A 20,496-nucleotide genomic window follows, 5' to 3' on the forward strand; every position below is an offset into this window, starting at 1 on the left:
GTAACACTGAAGCGTCCCCGCGCGCGGCAACGGCGCCGAGCGCTGATCAGCTCATGGTGCCAGAAAGGGGCCACGTGACGACGCGAACCGCAATCCAGGCCCGGCTCGACGCCCTCCGCGACGAGATCGAGCGCCGCAATCCCGCTCAGCCGGAGTTCCACCAGGCCGTGCGCGAGGTGCTGGACACGCTCGCCCCGGTGCTGGCCGCCCGGCCGGAGTACGCCGACCCCGGTCTCCTCGAGCGGCTGGTCGAGCCGGAACGGCAGATCATCTTCCGGGTGCCGTGGCAGGACGACCACGGACGGGTCCACGTCAACCGCGGTTTCCGGGTGGAGTTCAACAGCGCGCTCGGCCCGTACAAGGGCGGCCTGCGTTTCCATCCCTCCGTCGACCTCGGGATCATCAAGTTCCTCGGCTTCGAGCAGATCTTCAAGAACGCCCTGACCGGCCTGGGCATCGGCGGCGGCAAGGGCGGCAGCGACTTCGACCCGCACGGCCGCAGCGACGCGGAGGTCATGCGGTTCTGCCAGTCGTTCATGACCGAGCTGCACCGGCACCTCGGTGAGCACACCGACGTGCCGGCCGGTGACATCGGCGTCGGCGGACGGGAGATCGGCTATCTGTTCGGGCAGTACCGGCGGATCACCAACCGCTGGGAGGCCGGCGTGCTCACCGGCAAGGGGACCGGCTGGGGCGGCTCGGCCGTCCGCCCCGAGGCCACCGGCTACGGCAACGTCCTGTTCGCCGCGGCCATGCTGCGCGAGCGCGGCGAGGACCTGGAGGGGCAGACGGTGGTCGTCTCCGGCTCCGGGAACGTGGCGATCTACACGATGGAGAAGCTGCACGCGCTCGGCGCCAACCCGCTGACCTGCTCGGACTCCAGTGGCTATGTCGTCGACGACAAGGGCGTCGACGTGGAGCTGCTCAAGCAGGTCAAGGAGGTCGAGCGCGGCCGGGTGTCCGATTACGCCGAACGCCGCGGCGCCTCCGCCACGTTCGTGCCCGGCGGCCGGGTCTGGGAGGTGCCCGCCGACGTCGCCCTGCCCTCGGCCACCCAGAACGAGCTGGGCGAGCAGGACGCCGCCACGCTGGTGCGCAACGGCGTGAAGGTGGTCTCCGAGGGCGCCAACATGCCGGCCACGCCCGAGGCCGTGCGCCTGCTGCGGCAGGCCGGGGTCTCTTTCGGCCCGGGCAAGGCGGCCAACGCGGGCGGTGTCGCCGTCAGCGCCCTGGAGATGGCGCAGAACCACTCCCGTACGACCTGGTCGCGCCAGAAGGTCGAGGAGGAACTCGCGCGCATCATGGGCGACATCCACCGCACCTGCCACGAGACCGCCGAGCGCTACGGCGTCCCCGGCGACTACGTGACCGGTGCGAACATCGCCGGTTTCGAGCGGGTGGCCGACGCGATGATCGCCCAGGGCGTCATCTGACGGCCCCGCTCCTCGTCCCGTGCAACGGCCGCGCCCCGCTCCGCAGCAGCACGGAGCGGGGCGCGGCTGTGTGTGCGGTCCCGACGGGATGTCAGTGCGCGGAGGCCGCCATCGGGGCGCCGCCCCGGGCCGGACGCGCGATGATCAGCACGCCCGAGACCACCGCGGCGAGCAGCATCGCGGCCACACCCCACCAGATGGCCTGGGTGTACCCGTGCACGATGCCCTCGCGCAGCACCTGCGTCCTGCGGGAGGGGTCGGTCAGGTGGCTGCCGACGTAGGTGGTGGTGGCCGAGGTGGCGATGGTGTTCAGCAGCGCCGTGCCCAGCGAACCGCCCACCTGCTGCGAGGTGTTGACCATCGCGGAGGTCACACCGGCGTCCTGCGGGCGGATGCCGTGGGTCGCGGTGGAGAACACCGGCATGAAGGTCAGGCCCATGCCCAGGCCGAGCAGGATCTCGGCGGGCAGCACATGCGTGACAAAGGCGGAGTCGACCCCGAGCCGGGTCAGCACCACCAGACCGCAGGCCGCCAGCAGCATGCCGGGCACCATCAGCAGCCGCGGGGAGGTGCGGGGCAGCAGCCGGGCGGAGATCTGCGTGGAGCCGATGATGATCGACGCGGACATCGGCAGGAACGCCAGGCCGCTGCGCACCGGCGAGTAGCCGAGGATGTCCTGCAGGTAGTAGGTCATGAACAGGAACAGCCCGAACATGCCGATCGTGGCCAGACCCATGGTCAGGAAGCAGCCGGCACGGTTGCGGTCGGCGAGGATGCGCAGCGGCAGCAGCGGCGACTTCGCCTTGGTCTGCCACAGCACGAACGCCGCCAGCAGCACCACGCCGCCGGCCAGCAGGCCCAGCACCAGGCCGTCGCTCCAGCCGCGCGGCTCGGCCTCGGAGAAGCCGTAGACCAGGGCGACCAGGCCGCCGCAGCCGAGGATCACGCCGGGCACGTCCAGCGTGACGTCGCTGTGGCCGGGGCGGTCCCGCAGCAGGAGGGCGGCGCCGATCACCGCCACGATCGCGATCGGGATGTTCACGTACAGGCACCAGCGCCAGTTCGCGTACGAGGTCAGCACGCCGCCCAGCAGCAGGCCGATCGCGCCGCCCGCGCCGGCGATGGCGCCGTAGATGCCGAACGCCTTGCCGCGCTCACGCGGGTCGGTGAACGTCGTCGTCATCAGCGACAGCGCGGACGGAGCCAGCACCGCGCCGAAGACGCCCTGCAGGGCGCGGGCGCCGAAGAGCAGGCCAGGGCTCTGCGCGGCGCCGCCGATCGCGGAGGCGACGGCGAAGCCGACCAGGCCGATGATGAAGGTGCGCTTGCGGCCGACCAGGTCCGCGATGCGCCCGCCGAGCAGCAGCAGGCCGCCGAAGGCCAGGGTGTAGGCGGTGATGACCCACTGCCGGTTGCCGTCGGTCATGCCGAGAGCCTTCTGCGCGGACGGCAGGGCGATGTTCACGATGGTCGCGTCGAGCACGACCATCAGCTGGGCCAGGGCGATGATCACCAGCCCCCACCAGCGGCGGGGGTCGGGAGCGGAGCCACCGGTGGCATCGGTGGCCGGGGCCGTCCGTATCGGGGCGGCCGTGGGCGAATCAGTCATGAAGTGAACGTCACTTCCTTGGTCACGAGGGTGTGCAAACGTGGCTGTATCGGAGCGCGGGGCACACGGCGCCGTCGCCCGGCACGCCGTCGTGGTCCGGGCGACGGGCGCGCGGACGCCCTCCTCCGGGCACGTGTGGCCCCGAGCGCGTCACTGCTCCCGCGTCGCGTCGAAGAGTGGTCGTGGTGGTGAGAAGCCGCGGGACTCCTGCCGCGGACTTCTCTCCGGCGTCGTGCCGGTCTGAGGTGCGCCGGGTCTCCCGTCTCCCGGCACGCGAAACGGACCCCCCGATCCGTCATGCTCATAGATCGTCAGTAATGCTGATGGTGCATCTAGTGTAGCCTGCGGCCATGAAGGACGTGTGTCTCCCCGATGTCCTGGCCGGGAGGCTCGGGTATCTGCTGAAACACGCCTACGTCGGCATCGCGGGCGCAATGGAGGAGGCGCTGGCGCCCTTCAGCCTCCTCCCGCGCGAACTGGCCGTGATGTCGGTCATCGACGCCGCCCGGGAGCAGCCGTCCCAGCTGGAGATCGCCGCACAGATCGGCATGGACCGCACGACGATGGTCGGCGTCATCGACTCCCTGGAGAAGAAGGGCTACGTGGAACGCCGGCGCAGCGACCGCGACCGCCGCCGCAACGTCGTCACCCTCACCCCCGAGGGCCTGACCTGCCTCCGCGAGGCGGACCAGGCCCGCGAACGCGTCGAACGCGACTTCCTCGCCCCTCTGGATGCCGCCTCCGCCCGCGCCCTGACCGAGGCCCTGCGAACCATCTACTGCGCCCGCAAGGCCGCGGGCCGCATCCTCTCCGCCGGCCACCTGCACTGCGGTCGGCCGACCTGAGCCCGGCGTAGGGTGCTGTTCTTCTCCGTCCTCCGGTCCCCTCACGCCGCGGTGCGGGGCTTCAGCGGCGAGCTACGCACGTGTGGGCGTGATGTTCTGCGGTGGATGGGCGGCACAGTGGCCGTCGGCCGGCGGTGTGCCGCCGCGTTTTCTGGACGGGCTGCAGGCAGCACAGCACAGGGTGGGCCGGAGGCCAGCCACACCACGGTCATCGGCCACAGTTACGGCTCCACCACCGTGGGCGCCGCGTCCAAGGCTCCCGGGCATTTAGCGGCCGACGACATCGTCGTCTCGGGCTGCTGGCGGGCGCCCGAGGGCACGGACCTCACCACACAGTACTGATCGCGCCGATCTTGACGAAGCCTTTGCCTCCCGGCGCATCATGGCGTCACGAAGTTTGATCCCGTCCCCCAGCGGGGTAATCTCTTCGACTCCGATTGGCCAGTCCCCGGTCCCCTGTGGCAGACTGTCCGAGTTGCTCGGTCGAGTGTTGATGCTGCGCGCCTCCCGCCGGGAGGACCGGAAGCGAGTCCCACGGTACTCGTCAACCTTGCGTGGGTTGGAAGTACGGGAATCTTCCGGGAAGCGTGGGCGCGGCACCGGCCAGGCACCCGGTGGGCCTTTTGCTCCCGGTCCGCGGTTCCGGAGGGGCCGTCGCAATCCCGCAGGGATGTTCGACAAGGGACATCTGTGTCAGCGGAGGCGCGACACGCCCGACCGCGTGGGTCGGAGGAGAGGGCAACGGAAACCGCCGGGTTCCAGAGCGTGAGAAGAGACAGGACTACGAAGTAGCCATGGCGGGACAGAAGATCCGCATCCGGCTCAAGGCCTACGACCACGAGGTCATCGACTCCTCGGCGAAGAAGATCGTCGAGACGGTGACCCGGACCGGTGCGTCGGTCGCGGGCCCGGTGCCGCTGCCCACTGAGAAGAACGTGTACTGCGTCATCAAGTCGCCGCACAAGTACAAGGACTCGCGCGAGCACTTCGAGATGCGTACGCACAAGCGCCTGATCGACATCCTCGACCCGACCCCCAAGACCGTTGACTCTCTGATGCGACTCGACCTCCCGGCCGGTGTCGACATCGAGATCAAGCTCTGAGGCCGGTGATCTGAAGAGATGGCTAAGCAGATCAAGGGCATCCTGGGCGAGAAGCTCGGCATGACGCAGGTCTGGGACGAGAACAACCGTGTCGTCCCGGTCACCGTCGTCAAGGCCGGGCCCAACGTCGTCACCCAGATCCGTACGAACGACCGCGACGGCTACGAGTCCGTCCAGCTCGCTTTCGGCGAGATCGACCCGCGCAAGGTGAACAAGCCCCTCAAGGGCCACTTCGCGAAGGCCGACGTCACCCCGCGTCGTCACCTCGTCGAGATCCGCACGTCGGACGCCTCCGAGTACACGCTCGGCCAGGAGATCACCGCTGCGGTGTTCGAGGCCGGTACCAAGGTCGACGTGACCGGCAAGAGCAAGGGCAAGGGCTTCGCCGGTGTCATGAAGCGCCACAACTTCGGTGGCCTCGGCGCCGGGCACGGTACCCAGCGCAAGCACCGCTCGCCCGGCTCCATCGGCGGCTGCGCCACCCCGGGCCGTGTGTTCAAGGGCCTCCGCATGGCGGGTCGCATGGGCAACGAGCGGGTCACCACCCAGAACCTGACCGTCCACGCCGTTGACGCGGAGAAGGGCCTGCTGCTCATCAAGGGCGCGGTTCCCGGTCCGAACGGCGGCCTCGTCCTGGTCCGCACCGCGGCCAAGGGGGCCTGAGGTAACCGATGAGCACTGTTGACATCCTTTCGCCGGCGGGCGAGAAGGCCGGTTCCGTCGAGCTCCCCGCGGAGATCTTCGGCGTTGAGAAGATCAGCGTCCCGCTGATCCACCAGGTCGTCGTCGCGCAGCTGGCCGCCGCCCGTCAGGGCACGCACAAGACCAAGACCCGCGGCGAGGTCCGCGGTGGTGGCAAGAAGCCGTACCGCCAGAAGGGCACCGGTCGCGCCCGCCAGGGTTCGACCCGCGCGCCGCAGTTCGCCGGCGGTGGCGTCGTGCACGGCCCCGTGCCGCGCGACTACTCGCAGCGGACCCCGAAGAAGATGAAGGCCGCGGCCCTGCGCCACGCCCTCACCGACCGGGCCCGCCACAACCGGATCCACGTCGTCACCGGCGTGATCGAGGGCGAGACCCCGTCCACCAAGGCCGCCAAGGCGCTGTTCGGCAAGATCAGCGAGCGCAAGAACCTGCTGCTCGTCGCCGAGCGCTCCGACGAGGCCGCGTGGCTGTCCGCCCGCAACCTGCCCCAGGTCCACATCCTGGAGCCGGGCCAGCTGAACACGTACGACGTTCTCGTCTCGGACGACGTGGTCTTCACCAAGGCCGCTTTCGAGTCCTTCGTCGCCGGCCCGAACAAGGCCAACGACACCGAAGGGAGCGAGGCCTGATGGCTGCGCGTCACCCCTCCATCGCCTCCAAGGCTGCCAAGGCCGCCAAGGCCGCGCGTCTCGCCAAGGCGCGCCGTCACGCCACCGAGGGCAAGAAGACTGTCGAGACCCCGCTGAGCAAGGCCTACACGGACCCCCGTGACGTCCTGATCAAGCCGGTCGTCTCGGAGAAGAGCTACGCGCTCCTCGACGAGAACAAGTACACGTTCATCGTCGACCCGCGTGCCAACAAGACCCAGATCAAGGAGGCCGTCCAGGCGGTCTTCGAGGTCAAGGTCACCGGGGTCAACACGATCAACCGCCAGGGCAAGCGCAAGCGGACCCGCACCGGCTTCGGCCAGCGCGCGGCGACGAAGCGCGCGATCGTGACCCTCGCCGAGGGCGACCGTATCGACATCTTCGGCGGTCCGACCGCCTGACGGCGGCCTGACCGTCCGATATCGGACGAGGACTGAGAAATGGGTATCCGCAAGTACAAGCCGACGACTCCTGGCCGTCGTGGCGCCAGCGTCGCCGACTTCGTCGAAATCACGCGGTCCACGCCGGAGAAGTCGCTGGTCCGTCCCCTGCACAGCAAGGGCGGCCGTAACAATTCCGGTCGTGTGACCGTCCGCCACCAGGGCGGTGGCCACAAGCGCGCCTACCGCGTGATCGACTTCCGTCGTCACGACAAGGACGGCGTGCCGGCGAAGGTCGCGCACATCGAGTACGACCCCAACCGCACCGCGCGCATCGCGCTGCTGCACTACGCGGACGGCGAGAAGCGCTACATCCTCGCGCCGCGTGGCCTGAACCAGGGCGACCGCGTCGAGAACGGTCCCGGGGCCGACATCAAGCCGGGCAACAACCTGGCCCTGCGGCACATCCCGGTCGGTACCACGCTGCACGCCATCGAGCTGCGGCCGGGCGGCGGCGCCAAGTTCGCCCGCTCCGCCGGCGCCTCGGTGCAGCTGCTCGCGAAGGAGGGCTCGATGGCCCACCTGCGCATGCCGTCCGGTGAGATCCGTCTGGTCGACGTGCGCTGCCGCGCCACCGTCGGCGAGGTCGGCAACGCCGAGCAGAGCAACATCAACTGGGGCAAGGCCGGCCGCAAGCGCTGGCTGGGCGTCCGCCCGACCGTGCGTGGTGTGGTCATGAACCCGGTCGACCACCCGCACGGTGGTGGTGAGGGCCGTACCTCCGGTGGCCGCCACCCGGTGTCCCCGTGGGGCAAGAAGGAAGGCCGTACTCGTTCTCCCAAGAAGGCGAGCAACAAGTACATCGTCCGCCGCCGCAAGACGAACAAGAAGCGCTAAGGACGGGTTGAGATGCCTCGTAGCTTGAAGAAGGGGCCCTTCGTCGACGACCACCTGATGAAGAAGGTGGACGCCCAGAACGAAGCCGGCACCAAGAACGTCATCAAGACCTGGTCCCGCCGCTCGATGATCGTCCCGGCCATGCTCGGCCACACGATCGCGGTGCACAACGGCAAGACCCACATCCCGGTGTTCATCACCGAGTCGATGGTCGGCCACAAGCTCGGCGAGTTCTCGCCGACCCGCACCTTCCGGGGCCACGTCAAGGAAGACCGGAAGTCGAAGCGCCGCTAAGCGGATCGCAACAGAGACGCAAGTAACTGAAGGGACAACCATGGAAGCCAGGGCCCAGGCGCGGTACATCCGCGTCACGCCCATGAAGGCCCGCCGCGTGGTGGACCTCATCCGTGGCATGAGCGCCACGGAGGCCCAGGCCGTCCTGCGATTCGCTCCGCAGGCAGCCTCCGTGCCGGTCGGCAAGGTGCTCGACAGCGCCATCGCCAACGCCGCGCACAACTACGACCACACGGACGTCGACAGCCTGTACGTCTCCCAGGCGTACGTCGACGAGGGGCCGACCCTGAAGCGGTTCCGTCCGCGCGCCCAGGGCCGCGCGTACCGGATCCGCAAGCGGACCAGCCACATCACCGTGGTCGTCAGCAGCAAGGAAGGAACCCGGTAATGGGCCAGAAGGTAAACCCGCACGGGTTCCGGCTCGGTGTCACCACCGACTTCAAGAGCCGCTGGTACGCCGACAAGCTGTACAAGGACTACGTCAAGGAAGACGTCGCCATCCGTCGGATGATGACGTCCGGTATGGAGCGCGCCGGCATCTCCAAGGTCGAGATCGAGCGCACCCGTGACCGCGTCCGCGTGGACATCCACACCGCGCGTCCGGGCATCGTCATCGGCCGCCGTGGCGCCGAGGCCGACCGCATCCGCGGCGACCTCGAGAAGCTCACCGGCAAGCAGGTCCAGCTGAACATCCTCGAGGTGAAGAACCCCGAGACCGACGCTCAGCTGGTCGCCCAGGCCGTCGCCGAGCAGCTCTCCTCCCGCGTCTCCTTCCGCCGCGCCATGCGCAAGAGCATGCAGTCGGCGATGAAGGCCGGCGCCAAGGGCATCAAGATCCAGTGCGGTGGCCGCCTCGGCGGCGCCGAGATGTCCCGCTCGGAGTTCTACCGCGAGGGCCGCGTGCCCCTGCACACGCTCCGCGCGAACGTGGACTACGGCTTCTTCGAGGCCAAGACGACCTTCGGCCGCATCGGTGTGAAGGTCTGGATCTACAAGGGCGACGTGAAGAACATCGCCGAGGTCCGCGCCGAGAACGCCGCCGCCCGTGCGGGCAACCGCCCGTCCCGCGGTGGCTCCGACCGCCCGTCGCGCGGTCGCGGTGACCGGCGCGGTCGCAAGCCGCAGCAGCAGCAGGCTCCGGCCGCCGAGGCCCCCAAGGCCGAGGCCCAGACCGCTGCCGCTCCGGCTGAGAGCACCGGAACGGAGGCCTGACCGACATGCTGATCCCCCGTAGGGTCAAGCACCGCAAGCAGCACCACCCGAAGCGCACCGGTATGTCCAAGGGTGGCACGCAGGTTGCGTTCGGTGAGTACGGCATCCAGGCGCTGACCCCGGCGTACGTCACCAACCGCCAGATCGAGGCGGCCCGTATCGCCATGACCCGTCACATCAAGCGTGGCGGCAAGGTCTGGATCAACATCTACCCGGACCGTCCGCTCACGAAGAAGCCGGCCGAGACCCGCATGGGTTCCGGTAAGGGTTCTCCGGAGTGGTGGGTCGCCAACGTCAAGCCCGGACGCGTCATGTTCGAGCTGTCGTACCCCAACGAGAAGATCGCCCGTGAGGCGCTGACCCGTGCGGCCCACAAGCTGCCGATGAAGTGCCGGATCGTCAAGCGCGAGGCAGGTGAAGCGTGATGTCGGCCGGTACCAAGGCGTCCGAGCTGCGCGAGCTGGGCAACGAGGAGCTTCTCGCCAAGCTCCGCGAGGCCAAGGAAGAGCTGTTCAACCTCCGCTTCCAGGCGGCGACGGGCCAGCTCGAGAACCACGGCCGTCTCAAGGCGGTCCGCAAGGACATCGCCCGGATCTACACCCTCATGCGTGAGCGTGAGCTCGGCATCGAGACGGTGGAGAACGCCTGATGAGCGAGAACAACGTGACTGAGCAGAAGACCGAGCGCGGTTTCCGCAAGACCCGTGAGGGTTACGTCGTCAGCGACAAGATGGACAAGACCGTCGTCGTCGCCGTCGAGGACCGCGTCAAGCACGCGCTGTACGGCAAGGTCATCCGCCGTACCAACAAGCTCAAGGCGCACGACGAGCAGAACGCCGCGGGCGTCGGCGACCGCGTCCTCCTGATGGAGACCCGGCCGCTGTCCGCGACCAAGCGCTGGCGCGTCGTCGAGATCCTCGAGAAGGCCAAGTAATTCCTGCGGGCAAACCCGCAGGTCAGTTCCGCCAGGCTCCGGGGGTCCGCTCGGCATGAGCGGCCCCCCGGGGAACCGGCAGACGATCAGGAGATAGACGTGATCCAGCAGGAGTCGCGACTGCGCGTCGCCGACAACACGGGGGCGAAGGAGATCCTTTGCATCCGTGTGCTCGGCGGCTCCGGTCGCCGCTACGCGGGTATCGGTGACGTCATCGTCGCCACCGTCAAGGACGCGATCCCCGGTGGCAACGTGAAGAAGGGTGACGTCGTCAAGGCGGTCATCGTTCGCACCGTCAAGGAGCGCCGCCGTCCGGACGGCTCGTACATCCGCTTCGACGAGAACGCCGCTGTCATTCTCAAGAACGACGGCGACCCTCGTGGCACCCGTATCTTCGGCCCGGTCGGCCGTGAGCTGCGCGAGAAGAAGTTCATGAAGATCATCTCCCTCGCGCCGGAGGTGCTGTGAGCATGAAGATCAAGAAGGGCGACCTGGTCCAGGTCATCACCGGCAAGGACAAGGGCAAGCAGGGCAAGGTCATTGCCGCTTACCCGCGCGAGGAGCGCGTCCTGGTCGAGGGTGTCAACCGGGTCAAGAAGCACACCAAGGCCGGGCCGACCGCCCGCGGCTCGCAGGCCGGCGGCATCGTGACCACCGAGGCCCCGATCCACGTCAGCAACGTGATGCTGGTCGTGGAGAAGGACGGCAAGAAGGTCGTCACGCGCGTCGGCTACCGCTTCGACGAGAACGGCAACAAGATCCGCGTTGCCAAGCGGACGGGTGAGGACATCTGATGACGACCACCACCGTGACTCCGCGTCTGAAGCAGAAGTACAAGGGCGAGATCGTCCAGAAGCTGCGTGACGAGTTCAAGTACGACAACGTCATGCAGGTTCCGAACCTGGTCAAGATCGTGGTCAACATGGGTGTGGGCGACGCCGCCCGCGACTCCAAGCTGATCGAGGGCGCCGTGCGCGACCTCGCCACGATCACCGGCCAGAAGCCGGCCGTCACCCGGGCCCGCAAGTCCATCGCGCAGTTCAAGCTGCGTGAGGGCCAGCCGATCGGTGCCCACGTCACGCTCCGTGGCGACCGCATGTGGGAGTTCCTGGACCGCACCCTGTCGCTGGCGCTGCCGCGCATCCGCGACTTCCGCGGTCTGTCCCCCAAGCAGTTCGACGGCCGTGGCAACTACACGTTCGGTCTCACGGAGCAGGTCATGTTCCACGAGATCGACCAGGACAAGATCGACCGCGTCCGGGGTATGGACATCACCGTGGTGACCACGGCGACCAACGACGAAGAGGGCCGTGCCCTTCTCCGTCACCTCGGCTTCCCGTTCAAGGAGGCGTGAGCGAGATGGCGAAGAAGGCTCTCATCGCGAAGGCCGCTCGCAAGCCGAAGTTCGGTGTGCGCGCGTACACCCGCTGCCAGCGCTGCGGCCGTCCCCACTCCGTGTACCGCAAGTTCGGCCTGTGCCGTGTGTGCCTTCGTGAGATGGCCCACCGCGGCGAGCTGCCGGGCGTGACCAAGAGCTCCTGGTAATCCCCCACCACAGGGATTCACCGGGCTCTCGGTAAGCAGACAGGGCGGTCAGACGCCCAGCTCCCATGGCTTAGGCTTGGGGGGTTGGGCGCCTGCCGCCGCCCGTACGACTTACTACGCCGTAGGTCCACCGCGCCGCACCCGTCCCGTCTCGGATCGGGGAGAGGGATGGCGCACCAGGAAACCCCGGCGAGAGAGGCCCAAGGCCAATTCATGACCATGACTGATCCGATCGCAGACATGCTCACGCGTCTGCGGAACGCGAACTCGGCATACCACGACACCGTGACCATGCCGCACTCGAAGATCAAGTCGCACATCGCGGAGATCCTCCAGCAGGAGGGCTTCATCACCGGCTGGAGGACCGAGGACGCCGAGGTCGGCAAGAACCTCGTTCTCGAGCTGAAGTACGGCCCGAACCGCGAGCGCTCCATCGCGGGCATCAAGCGGATCTCCAAGCCCGGTCTCCGGGTGTACGCGAAGTCCACCAACCTGCCGAAGGTGCTCGGCGGCCTGGGCGTGGCGATCATCTCCACGTCGCACGGTCTCCTCACCGACAAGCAGGCCGGCAAGAAGGGCGTGGGTGGGGAAGTCCTCGCCTACGTCTGGTAACGGAAGGGAACGGAGGAAACAGCTATGTCGCGCATCGGCAAGCTCCCCATCGCGGTTCCCGCCGGCGTGGACGTCACCATCGACGGCCGTACGGTCAAGGTCAAGGGCCCCAAGGGCGAGCTGACCCACACCGTCGCGGCGCCGATCGAGGTCGTCAAGGGCGAGGACGGCACCCTGCGGGTGACCCGCCCCAACGACGAGCGTCAGAACAAGGCTCTCCACGGCCTGTCCCGCACGCTGGTGGCGAACATGATCACCGGCGTGACCCAGGGTTACGTGAAGAAGCTCGAGATCAGCGGTGTCGGTTACCGCGTGACGGCCAAGGGCCCGAACCTGGAGTTCGCGCTCGGCTACAGCCACCCGATCACCGTCGAGGCACCCGAGGGCATCACCTTCAAGGTCGAGACCCCGACCCGTTTCTCGGTCGAGGGCATCGACAAGCAGAAGGTCGGCGAGGTGGCGGCCAACATCCGCAAGCTGCGCAAGCCCGACCCGTACAAGGCCAAGGGCGTCAGGTACGAGGGCGAAGTCATCCGCCGCAAGGTCGGAAAGGCGGGTAAGTAAGCCATGGCATACGGGCAGAAGATCCTCAAGGGCGACGCCTACAAGCGCGCCGCGATCAAGCGCCGTCACATCCGGATCCGCAAGAAGGTCTCCGGTACGGCGGAGCGTCCCCGTCTGGTCGTGACCCGCTCCAACCGGCACATCGTGGCCCAGGTGATCGACGACATCAAGGGTCACACCCTGGCGTCGGCGTCCACCCTGGACAGCTCGATCCGCGGGGGCGAGGGCGACAAGTCCGCGCAGGCCAAGAAGGTCGGCGCCCTGGTCGCCGAGCGTGCCAAGGCCGCGGGTGTCGAGGCCGTCGTGTTCGACCGTGGTGGCAACCAGTACGCCGGGCGCATCGCCGCCCTGGCGGACGCCGCCCGCGAGGCCGGGCTCAAGTTCTGAGCCGGTTCCGTTAGCTAGCGGAAACAGAGAGAGGTAATTCCAATGGCTGGACCCCAGCGCCGCGGCAGCGGTGCCGGTGGCGGCGAGCGGCGGGACCGGAAGGGCCGTGACGGCGGCGCTGCTGCCGCCGAGAAGACCGCGTACGTCGAGCGCGTCGTCGCGATCAACCGCGTCGCCAAGGTTGTGAAGGGTGGTCGTCGCTTCAGCTTCACCGCGCTGGTCGTGGTGGGCGACGGTGACGGCACCGTGGGTGTCGGGTACGGCAAGGCCAAGGAGGTGCCGGCCGCCATCGCCAAGGGCGTCGAGGAGGCCAAGAAGCACTTCTTCAAGGTCCCCCGGATCCAGGGCACCATCCCGCACCCGATCCAGGGCGAGAAGGCCGCCGGTGTCGTGCTGCTCAAGCCGGCTTCCCCGGGTACCGGTGTGATCGCCGGTGGTCCGGTGCGTGCCGTGCTCGAGTGCGCCGGTATCCACGACGTGCTGTCGAAGTCGCTCGGCTCCGACAACGCCATCAACATCGTGCACGCGACCGTGGAGGCCCTCAAGGGCCTGCAGCGTCCCGAGGAGATCGCGGCCCGCCGCGGTCTGCCGCTGGAGGACGTCGCCCCCGCGGCCCTGCTGCGCGCTCGTGCCGGGGTGGGTGCGTAATCATGGCTCAGCTGAAGATCACGCAGGTCAAGTCCTACATCGGCAGCAAGCAGAACCACCGTGACACCCTGCGGACGCTCGGGCTCAAGAAGCTCGGCGACGTGGTCGTCAAGGAGGACCGTCCGGAGTTCCGCGGCATGGTGCAGTCCATCCGCCACCTCGTGACGGTCGAGGAGGTCGACTGATCATGGCGGAGCAGAACCCGCTCAAGATCCACAACCTCCGTCCCGCCCCGGGCGCCAAGACCGCCAAGACCCGTGTGGGTCGTGGTGAGGCGTCGAAGGGTAAGACGGCCGGTCGTGGTACGAAGGGTACGAAGGCCCGTTACCAGGTTCCGGAGCGCTTCGAGGGCGGCCAGATGCCGCTGCACATGCGCCTCCCGAAGCTGAAGGGCTTCAAGAACCCGTTCAAGACGGAGTACCAGGTCGTCAACCTGGACAAGCTGGCCGCGCTGTACCCCGAGGGCGGCGAGGTCACGGTCGAGGACCTGGTGTCCAAGGGCGCTGTGCGCAAGAACAGCCTCGTCAAGGTCCTGGGCCAGGGCGAGGTCTCCGTGGCGCTGCAGGTGAAGGTGGACGCCGTCTCCGCCTCCGCCAAGGAGAAGATCACCGCCGCCGGCGGTTCCGTCACCGAGCTCGTCTGAGTCCTTTGGACGGCGTCTCGATGACGTAGGCATCCCGACCGGGGATACCTCTCGCTGAGGTATCCCCGGTCGGTCGTTCCACGGGAGGCGCTGTCGCCGGTAAGGTGGCCTGCGCTGTCCTTATAGTCGAACCTCAAGACCGTCACCCTTGACGCACTTGCGCGGGGGTCGCAGGAGGCACCGTGCTCACCGGCTTCGCCCGGGCGTTCAGGACGCCCGACCTGCGCAAGAAGCTGCTCTTCACGCTCGGCATCATCGTGGTGTACCGCATCGGCACCCACATCCCGATCCCGGGCGTCAACTACAAGGCCGTCCAGCAGTGCGTGACCGAGGCCTCCGGCAACCAGGGCCTGTTCGGTCTCGTCAACATGTTCAGCGGCGGCGCGCTGCTCCAGATCACGGTCTTCGCGCTGGGCATCATGCCCTACATCACGGCGAGCATCATTCTCCAGCTGCTGACCGTGGTCATCCCGCGCCTGGAGGCCTTGAAGAAGGAGGGCCAGACCGGTACCGCCAAGATCACTCAGTACACCCGGTACCTGACGATCGCGCTGGCGATCCTGCAGGGCACGGGTCTGGTGGCGACCGCCCGCAGCGGTGCCCTGTTCTCCGGGTGCACCGTCGCGCAGAACATCGTCCCGGACCGGGCGATCTTCAACACCGTCGTCATGGTGATCTGCATGACCGCCGGCACCTCGGTGGTGATGTGGCTCGGTGAGCTGATCACCGACCGCGGCATCGGCAACGGCATGTCGATCCTGATGTTCATCTCGATCGCGGCGACGTTCCCGTCCGCGCTGTGGGCCATCAAGAAGCAGGGCTCCTTGGCGGACGGCTGGATCGAGTTCGGCACCGTCATCCTGATCGGCCTGGTCATGGTCGGCCTGGTCGTCTTCGTGGAGCAGGCGCAGCGCCGGATCCCGGTCCAGTACGCCAAGCGGATGATCGGCCGCCGGTCCTACGGCGGTACGTCCACCTACATCCCGCTCAAGGTGAACCAGGCAGGTGTGATCCCTGTCATCTTCGCCTCGTCCCTCCTCTACATCCCGGCGCTGATCGCGCAGTTCTCCGGGGGCGACTCCGGGTGGAAGACCTGGATCCAGCAGAACCTGACCAAGGGCGATCACCCTATTTACATCACTTTGTACTTCTTGCTCATCGTCTTCTTCGCGTTCTTCTACGTGGCGATCTCCTTCAACCCCGAGGAAGTCGCCGACAACATGAAGAAGTATGGTGGCTTCATCCCGGGCATCCGGGCTGGCCGACCGACCGCTGAGTATCTGTCCTATGTGCTCAACCGGATCACCTGGCCGGGTTCGCTGTATCTGGGTCTGATCGCCCTCGTACCGACCATGGCGTTGGTCGGTTTCGGCGCGAGCCAGAACTTCCCCTTCGGCGGCACCAGCATCCTGATCATCGTGGGTGTGGGCCTCGAGACGGTGAAGCAGATCGAGAGCCAGCTCCAGCAGCGCAATTACGAAGGGTTCCTCCGCTGATGCGAATCGTCCTCGTCGGCCCGCCGGGCGCCGGTAAGGGAACGCAGGCCGTGCGGCTCGCCGAGAAGCTGCGTATCCCGCACATCTCCACCGGCGACCTGTTCCGTGCGAACATCAGCCGGCAGACCGAACTGGGCAAGCTGGCGAAGTCCTACATGGACGCCGGAAATCTGGTGCCCGACGAGGTCACTATCGGCATGGCCAAGGACCGCATGGAGCAGCCGGACGCCGCGAACGGCTTCCTGCTGGACGGCTTCCCGCGCAACGTCGCCCAGGCCGAGGCGCTGGACCGCCTGCTGCAGGAGGAGAACATCCGGCTCGACGCGGTGCTGGACCTGGAGGCACCCGAGGACGAGGTGGTCAAGCGGATCGCCGGCCGGCGCATCTGCCGCAACGACTCCAGCCACGTCTTCCACGTCACCTACAACGCTTCCCGTGAGGAGGGCGTGTGCGACGTGTGCGGCGGCGAGCTGTACCAGCGGGACGACGACAGCGAGGACACCGTCCGCAAGCGGCTGGAGGTCTACCACTCGCAGACCGAGCCGATCATCGACTACTACAAGGCTCAGGGGCTGGTCGTGACGATCTCCTCGATGGGCCCGGTGGACGAGGTCACCCAGCGGGCGCTCGGCGCCCTGAAGCGTGAGGACGCCGCCCGGTAGCTTCTTGCGTCGCACGCAGCCGCGGTTCCCCGGCCGAGGGGGCCGCGGCTGCGGCGTGGGGGCGCCGGCCGCCCCCGTATCGTTGAATGAGTCCGCCCGCCCGCGGGGACCCAAGCCCCGTCGGAGCAGTCGCCCCGGTCCAGAAAGGCCGCATTCCCCATGGTGCAGATCAAGACCCCCGAGCAGATCGCCAAGATGCGTCAGGCGGGGCTGGTCGTCGCCGCCATCCACGCGGCCACCCGGGAGGCGGCCGTGCCCGGGGCGACCACCAAGGACCTGGACGAGGTGGCCCGCAAGGTGCTCGCCGAGCACAACGCCAAGCCGAACTTCCTCGGCTACGGCGGCTTCCCGGCCACCATCTGCACTTCCGTGAACGACGTCGTCGTCCACGGCATCCCGTCCGATCAGGTCGTCCTCAAGGACGGCGACATCATCTCCATCGACTGCGGCGCGATCGTCGACGGCTGGCACGGCGACGCCGCCTACACCGCCTTCGTCGGCTCCGGCCACGCCCCGGAGCTGATCGAGCTCTCGCGGGTGACCGAGGAGTCGATGTGGGCGGGCATCGCGGCGATGAAGCAGGGCAACCGGCTCGTCGACATCTCCAAGGCCATCGAGTCCTACATCCGCCGCCAGCCCAAGCCGGGCGGCGGCCGCTACGGGATCATCGAGGACTACGGCGGGCACGGCATCGGCACCGAGATGCACATGGACCCGCACCTGCTGAACTACGTCGACCGGCGCCGCGGCAAGGGCCCCAAGCTGGTCCCCGGCTTCTGCCTGGCCATCGAGCCCATGGTCTCCCTGGGCACGCCGAAGACCCGGGTGCTGCAGGACGAGTGGACGGTCGTGACCCTCGACGGCACCTGGTCCGCCCACTGGGAGCACACGGTCGCCCTGACGGAGCAGGGCCCGCTGGTCCTCACCGCCCCGGACGGCGGCAAGGCCAAGCTCGCCGAGTACGGCATCACGGCCGCGCCCGACCCGCTGGCATAGCGCGCCGCCCAACCGGGCAGACTTCCTCGATTCGCCTTTCTCGGTGCTCCGACGTAGACTGACGCGTCGGCTCTTGTGCACCCGCATGTCCGCATGCACCCAGGCGCGGTGCAGGGGAGTCGATCAAGGTAGTCGATTCGAAGGGCGAAGCGTGGCCAAGAAGCAAGGTGCCATCGAGATCGAAGGCACTGTCGTCGAGTCTCTGCCGAACGCCATGTTCAAGGTCGAGCTCCAGAACGGCCACCAGGTCCTGGCACACATCAGCGGCAAGATGCGGATGCACTACATCCGTATCCTCCCTGACGACCGGGTCGTGGTGGAGCTGTCTCCGTACGACCTGACGCGTGGCCGGATCGTCTACCGGTACAAGTAGATCTTGCCCACGTCCTGTGTGCGTGCCGTGAGGTGGCGCACGGGGCCGCCGGCAACTGACCCGGAGAACCTCACATCCCATGAAGGTCAAGCCGAGCGTCAAGAAGATCTGCGACAAGTGCAGGGTGATCCGCCGCCACGGCCGGGTCATGGTCATCTGCGACAACCCGCGCCACAAGCAGCGCCAGGGCTGACGCACGACCGACCGCACCCTCTGCACCGTCTTCGCAGAGATTCGCGCGACGCGAGCTGAATTGTTCATAAGCAGGGCCCTCGCGAGCGATCGCGAGACACCCCCGGTTCGGAGGCCGGGGACCCAGTTCGTACCTCGTACGGCGGCTGGGATCCGGTCCTGTGGAAGACCTCCGAAGATCACCAGGAGCCATTGAATGGCACGCGTTTCCGGTGTCGACATCCCGCGCGACAAGCGCGTGGAGGTCGCCCTCACCTACGTGTTCGGCATCGGCCGGACCCTCTCGAAGCAGACGCTGGCCGCCACCGGCGTCGACCCGAACACCCGCGTCCGCGACCTGACCGAAGAGCAGCTCGTCGCGATCCGCGAGTACGTCGACAACAACATCAAGACCGAGGGTGACCTCCGTCGCGAGATCCAGGCCGACATCCGCCGCAAGGTCGAGATCGGCTGCTACCAGGGTCTGCGTCACCGCCGCGGTCTGCCCGTCCGTGGTCAGCGCACCAGCACGAACGCCCGTACCCGCAAGGGTCCGCGCCGCGCCATCGCCGGCAAGAAGAAGCCGGGCAAGAAGTAGTCCGCAGCGGACACCGGCCAGCGGTCTTCGCTGTAGGACCGACCACCTCCCACAGGAGTTTGACCACATGCCCCCCAAGGGACGTCAGGGCGCTGCCAAGAAGGTGCGCCGCAAGGAAAAGAAGAACGTCGCTCACGGCCACGCTCACATCAAGAGCACGTTCAACAACACCATCGTTTCGATCACCGACCCGAGCGGCAACGTGATCTCCTGGGCCTCGGCCGGCCACGTCGGCTTCAAGGGCTCCCGGAAGTCCACGCCGTTCGCCGCGCAGATGGCCGCGGAGTCCGCCGCCCGCCGCGCCCAGGAGCACGGCATGCGCAAGGTCGACGTCTTCGTCAAGGGCCCGGGCTCCGGTCGTGAGACCGCGATCCGCTCCCTGCAGGCCACGGGTCTCGAGGTCGGCTCCATCCAGGACGTCACCCCGACCCCGCACAACGGCTGCCGTCCGCCGAAGCGCCGCCGCGTCTGAACCGCGGCCGCGAGGCACAGCTCTCGACAAGGATCCGGGCGGTACGGCCGCTGTGGCCGTATCGCCCGTACCCTTGCAGTACCCGCACCTTTTGTCCGCGGTGCGGCTTGAGTCGGGCGTCATATAGCGGGCGCCCCCGACTGAAGGATCTGATCCACTCATGCTGATCGCTCAGCGTCCCTCGTTGACCGAAGAGGTCGTCGACGAGTTCCGCTCCCGGTTCGTGATCGAGCCGCTGGAGCCGGGCTTCGGCTACACCCTCGGCAACTCTCTGCGCCGTACCCTGCTGTCGTCGATCCCGGGTGCCGCCGTCACCTCCATCCGGATCGACGGCGTCCTGCACGAGTTCACCACCGTGCCGGGCGTCAAGGAGGACGTCACCGACCTCATCCTCAACATCAAGCAGCTGGTCGTCTCCTCGGAGCACGACGAGCCGGTCGTGATGTACCTGCGCAAGCAGGGCCCGGGTGTGGTCACCGCCGCCGACATCGCCCCGCCGGCCGGTGTCGAGGTGCACAACCCCGACCTGGTCCTCGCCACGCTGAACAGCAAGGGCAAGCTGGAGATGGAGCTGACCGTCGAGCGCGGTCGCGGCTACGTCTCCGCCATGCAGAACAAGCAGGTGGGCCAGGAGATCGGCCGCATCCCGGTCGACTCCATCTACTCGCCGGTGCTCAAGGTCACCTACAAGGTCGAGGCCACGCGTGTCGAGCAGCGCACCGACTTCGACAAGCTGATCGTCGACGTCGAGACCAAGCCGGCCATGCGGCCGCGCGACGCCATGGCGTCGGCCGGCAAGACCCTGGTGGAGCTGTTCGGTCTCGCCCGCGAGCTGAACGTCGACGCCGAGGGCATCGACATGGGCCCGTCCCCGACGGACGCCGCCCTGGCCGCCGACCTGGCCCTGCCGATCGAGGAGCTGGAGCTGACCGTCCGCTCCTACAACTGCCTCAAGCGTGAGGGCATCCACTCCGTCGGTGAGCTGGTCGCCCGCTCCGAGGCGGACCTGCTGGACATCCGCAACTTCGGTGCGAAGTCCATCGACGAGGTCAAGGCGAAGCTGGCCGGCATGGGCCTGGCCCTGAAGGACAGCCCGCCCGGATTCGACCCGACCGCCGCCGCCGACGCCTTCGGCACGGACGACGACGCGGACTCGGGTTTCGTGGAGACCGAGCAGTACTGACCGAGCAGTACGAGGTCTCCGTACCTCCGGGGCCCGCACCGCGGGCCCCGGATCTCTGACAGACAACCGTCTGCTCAGATACTGACCCCGG

At 67.8% G+C, this 20,496-nt stretch carries 33 protein-coding genes; 32 read left to right on the forward strand and 1 reads right to left on the reverse strand.

From position 1 onward, the window contains the following. The first annotated feature begins 53 nt into the window (after positions 1-53). The gene (gene gdhA, locus IE286_RS06965) at positions 54-1,433 is read left to right on the forward strand and encodes an NADP-specific glutamate dehydrogenase (protein ID WP_267969429.1); all 1,380 of its coding nucleotides are present in this window, start codon (positions 54-56) and stop codon (positions 1,431-1,433) included. A gap of 91 nt (positions 1,434-1,524) precedes the next feature. Here the strand turns inward: gdhA and IE286_RS06970 are convergent, their stop codons facing one another. Continuing rightward, a complete protein-coding gene (locus tag IE286_RS06970; protein ID WP_189795747.1) occupies positions 1,525-3,042 on the reverse strand; it encodes an MFS transporter in 1,518 nt (505 codons plus the stop codon). A 350-nt stretch (positions 3,043-3,392) separates the two neighbouring features. On the opposite strand from IE286_RS06970, the gene IE286_RS06975 reads away from it, so the two are divergent. The 31 genes from IE286_RS06975 to IE286_RS07125 all read left to right on the forward strand — a co-directional run bounded on the left by IE286_RS06975 (position 3,393) and on the right by IE286_RS07125 (position 20,405). Then, positions 3,393-3,887, forward strand: a complete 495-nt coding sequence (locus tag IE286_RS06975; RefSeq protein WP_189795748.1) for a MarR family winged helix-turn-helix transcriptional regulator — start codon at positions 3,393-3,395, stop codon at positions 3,885-3,887. 105 nt (positions 3,888-3,992) lie between these two features. After that, on the forward strand, positions 3,993-4,229 hold the full coding sequence (locus tag IE286_RS27860; RefSeq protein WP_189795749.1) for an alpha/beta hydrolase: 237 nt from the start codon (positions 3,993-3,995) through the stop codon (positions 4,227-4,229). 452 nt (positions 4,230-4,681) lie between these two features. After that, a complete protein-coding gene (gene rpsJ / locus IE286_RS06985; RefSeq protein WP_003948644.1) occupies positions 4,682-4,990 on the forward strand; it encodes a 30S ribosomal protein S10 in 309 nt (102 codons plus the stop codon). A gap of 18 nt (positions 4,991-5,008) precedes the next feature. Further along, positions 5,009-5,653 (forward strand): 50S ribosomal protein L3, encoded by a 645-nt coding sequence (gene rplC / locus IE286_RS06990; RefSeq protein WP_125496518.1) that lies wholly within the window; start codon positions 5,009-5,011, stop codon positions 5,651-5,653. 8 nt (positions 5,654-5,661) lie between these two features. Beyond that, positions 5,662-6,321 (forward strand): 50S ribosomal protein L4, encoded by a 660-nt coding sequence (gene rplD / locus IE286_RS06995; RefSeq protein WP_125496517.1) that lies wholly within the window; start codon positions 5,662-5,664, stop codon positions 6,319-6,321. Further along, on the forward strand, positions 6,321-6,740 hold the full coding sequence (rplW, locus tag IE286_RS07000) for a 50S ribosomal protein L23 (protein WP_125496516.1): 420 nt from the start codon (positions 6,321-6,323) through the stop codon (positions 6,738-6,740). The genes rplD and rplW overlap by 1 nt, the downstream gene beginning before the upstream one ends. A gap of 39 nt (positions 6,741-6,779) precedes the next feature. Beyond that, positions 6,780-7,616 (forward strand): 50S ribosomal protein L2, encoded by an 837-nt coding sequence (gene rplB / locus IE286_RS07005; RefSeq protein WP_189795750.1) that lies wholly within the window; start codon positions 6,780-6,782, stop codon positions 7,614-7,616. Positions 7,617-7,628: 12 nt separating this feature from the next. Continuing rightward, on the forward strand, positions 7,629-7,910 hold the full coding sequence (gene rpsS / locus IE286_RS07010; RefSeq protein WP_125496514.1) for a 30S ribosomal protein S19: 282 nt from the start codon (positions 7,629-7,631) through the stop codon (positions 7,908-7,910). Between the two features lie 40 nt (positions 7,911-7,950). Beyond that, positions 7,951-8,298, forward strand: a complete 348-nt coding sequence (gene rplV / locus IE286_RS07015) for a 50S ribosomal protein L22 (protein ID WP_189795751.1) — start codon at positions 7,951-7,953, stop codon at positions 8,296-8,298. Further along, a complete protein-coding gene (gene rpsC / locus IE286_RS07020; RefSeq protein WP_189795752.1) occupies positions 8,298-9,122 on the forward strand; it encodes a 30S ribosomal protein S3 in 825 nt (274 codons plus the stop codon). Before rplV ends, rpsC begins: the two co-directional genes overlap by 1 nt. Positions 9,123-9,127: 5 nt before the next feature. Continuing rightward, positions 9,128-9,547: a 50S ribosomal protein L16 gene (gene rplP, locus IE286_RS07025; RefSeq protein WP_028420770.1), complete on the forward strand. Its 420-nt coding sequence runs from the start codon at positions 9,128-9,130 to the stop codon at positions 9,545-9,547. Continuing rightward, a complete protein-coding gene (rpmC, locus tag IE286_RS07030) occupies positions 9,547-9,771 on the forward strand; it encodes a 50S ribosomal protein L29 (RefSeq protein ID WP_007494763.1) in 225 nt (74 codons plus the stop codon). The genes rplP and rpmC overlap by 1 nt, the downstream gene beginning before the upstream one ends. Continuing rightward, on the forward strand, positions 9,771-10,055 hold the full coding sequence (gene rpsQ / locus IE286_RS07035; RefSeq protein ID WP_189795753.1) for a 30S ribosomal protein S17: 285 nt from the start codon (positions 9,771-9,773) through the stop codon (positions 10,053-10,055). The genes rpmC and rpsQ overlap by 1 nt, the downstream gene beginning before the upstream one ends. Before the next feature lie 99 nt (positions 10,056-10,154). Beyond that, on the forward strand, positions 10,155-10,523 hold the full coding sequence (gene rplN, locus IE286_RS07040) for a 50S ribosomal protein L14 (RefSeq protein WP_003998823.1): 369 nt from the start codon (positions 10,155-10,157) through the stop codon (positions 10,521-10,523). Between the two features lie 2 nt (positions 10,524-10,525). Further along, the gene (gene rplX, locus IE286_RS07045; protein WP_125496509.1) at positions 10,526-10,849 is read left to right on the forward strand and encodes a 50S ribosomal protein L24; all 324 of its coding nucleotides are present in this window, start codon (positions 10,526-10,528) and stop codon (positions 10,847-10,849) included. Then, positions 10,849-11,409, forward strand: a complete 561-nt coding sequence (rplE, locus tag IE286_RS07050; protein WP_125496508.1) for a 50S ribosomal protein L5 — start codon at positions 10,849-10,851, stop codon at positions 11,407-11,409. Before rplX ends, rplE begins: the two co-directional genes overlap by 1 nt. Positions 11,410-11,414: 5 nt before the next feature. Beyond that, entirely contained in the window at positions 11,415-11,600 is a 186-nt protein-coding gene (locus IE286_RS07055) for a type Z 30S ribosomal protein S14 (protein ID WP_003956452.1), read from the forward strand. A 213-nt stretch (positions 11,601-11,813) separates the two neighbouring features. After that, complete coding sequence (rpsH, locus tag IE286_RS07060) at positions 11,814-12,212, forward strand: 30S ribosomal protein S8 (protein WP_028420766.1); 399 nt, start codon at positions 11,814-11,816, stop codon at positions 12,210-12,212. Between the two features lie 24 nt (positions 12,213-12,236). Beyond that, positions 12,237-12,776: a 50S ribosomal protein L6 gene (rplF, locus tag IE286_RS07065; RefSeq protein WP_189795754.1), complete on the forward strand. Its 540-nt coding sequence runs from the start codon at positions 12,237-12,239 to the stop codon at positions 12,774-12,776. A gap of 3 nt (positions 12,777-12,779) precedes the next feature. Next, positions 12,780-13,163 (forward strand): 50S ribosomal protein L18, encoded by a 384-nt coding sequence (gene rplR, locus IE286_RS07070; protein WP_189795755.1) that lies wholly within the window; start codon positions 12,780-12,782, stop codon positions 13,161-13,163. 42 nt (positions 13,164-13,205) lie between these two features. Beyond that, positions 13,206-13,811 carry a 30S ribosomal protein S5 gene (gene rpsE, locus IE286_RS07075; protein WP_014674381.1) on the forward strand — a complete coding sequence of 202 codons (606 nt, stop codon included), beginning with the start codon at positions 13,206-13,208 and terminating at the stop codon, positions 13,809-13,811. 2 nt (positions 13,812-13,813) lie between these two features. Then, complete coding sequence (gene rpmD, locus IE286_RS07080) at positions 13,814-13,996, forward strand: 50S ribosomal protein L30 (protein WP_125496504.1); 183 nt, start codon at positions 13,814-13,816, stop codon at positions 13,994-13,996. 2 nt (positions 13,997-13,998) lie between these two features. Next, entirely contained in the window at positions 13,999-14,454 is a 456-nt protein-coding gene (gene rplO, locus IE286_RS07085) for a 50S ribosomal protein L15 (protein WP_189795756.1), read from the forward strand. Positions 14,455-14,636: 182 nt separating this feature from the next. Further along, positions 14,637-15,950 carry a preprotein translocase subunit SecY gene (gene secY, locus IE286_RS07090; RefSeq protein WP_189795757.1) on the forward strand — a complete coding sequence of 438 codons (1,314 nt, stop codon included), beginning with the start codon at positions 14,637-14,639 and terminating at the stop codon, positions 15,948-15,950. After that, positions 15,950-16,612 carry an adenylate kinase gene (locus IE286_RS07095; RefSeq protein ID WP_189795758.1) on the forward strand — a complete coding sequence of 221 codons (663 nt, stop codon included), beginning with the start codon at positions 15,950-15,952 and terminating at the stop codon, positions 16,610-16,612. Before secY ends, IE286_RS07095 begins: the two co-directional genes overlap by 1 nt. A 159-nt stretch (positions 16,613-16,771) precedes the next feature. Continuing rightward, entirely contained in the window at positions 16,772-17,608 is an 837-nt protein-coding gene (gene map, locus IE286_RS07100; RefSeq protein ID WP_189795759.1) for a type I methionyl aminopeptidase, read from the forward strand. A gap of 151 nt (positions 17,609-17,759) precedes the next feature. Then, positions 17,760-17,981 carry a translation initiation factor IF-1 gene (gene infA / locus IE286_RS07105; RefSeq protein WP_003948620.1) on the forward strand — a complete coding sequence of 74 codons (222 nt, stop codon included), beginning with the start codon at positions 17,760-17,762 and terminating at the stop codon, positions 17,979-17,981. A gap of 79 nt (positions 17,982-18,060) precedes the next feature. Then, positions 18,061-18,174, forward strand: a complete 114-nt coding sequence (gene rpmJ / locus IE286_RS07110; RefSeq protein ID WP_003974245.1) for a 50S ribosomal protein L36 — start codon at positions 18,061-18,063, stop codon at positions 18,172-18,174. 195 nt (positions 18,175-18,369) lie between these two features. Further along, the gene (gene rpsM / locus IE286_RS07115; RefSeq protein WP_067397078.1) at positions 18,370-18,750 is read left to right on the forward strand and encodes a 30S ribosomal protein S13; all 381 of its coding nucleotides are present in this window, start codon (positions 18,370-18,372) and stop codon (positions 18,748-18,750) included. Between the two features lie 67 nt (positions 18,751-18,817). After that, a complete protein-coding gene (rpsK, locus tag IE286_RS07120; protein ID WP_003956432.1) occupies positions 18,818-19,222 on the forward strand; it encodes a 30S ribosomal protein S11 in 405 nt (134 codons plus the stop codon). 160 nt (positions 19,223-19,382) lie between these two features. Continuing rightward, positions 19,383-20,405: a DNA-directed RNA polymerase subunit alpha gene (locus IE286_RS07125; RefSeq protein ID WP_125496498.1), complete on the forward strand. Its 1,023-nt coding sequence runs from the start codon at positions 19,383-19,385 to the stop codon at positions 20,403-20,405. The last annotated feature ends 91 nt before the right edge of the window (positions 20,406-20,496 follow it).

The organism is Streptomyces thermodiastaticus, assembly GCF_014656135.1.
Lineage (GTDB): Bacteria > Actinomycetota > Actinomycetes > Streptomycetales > Streptomycetaceae > Streptomyces > Streptomyces thermodiastaticus.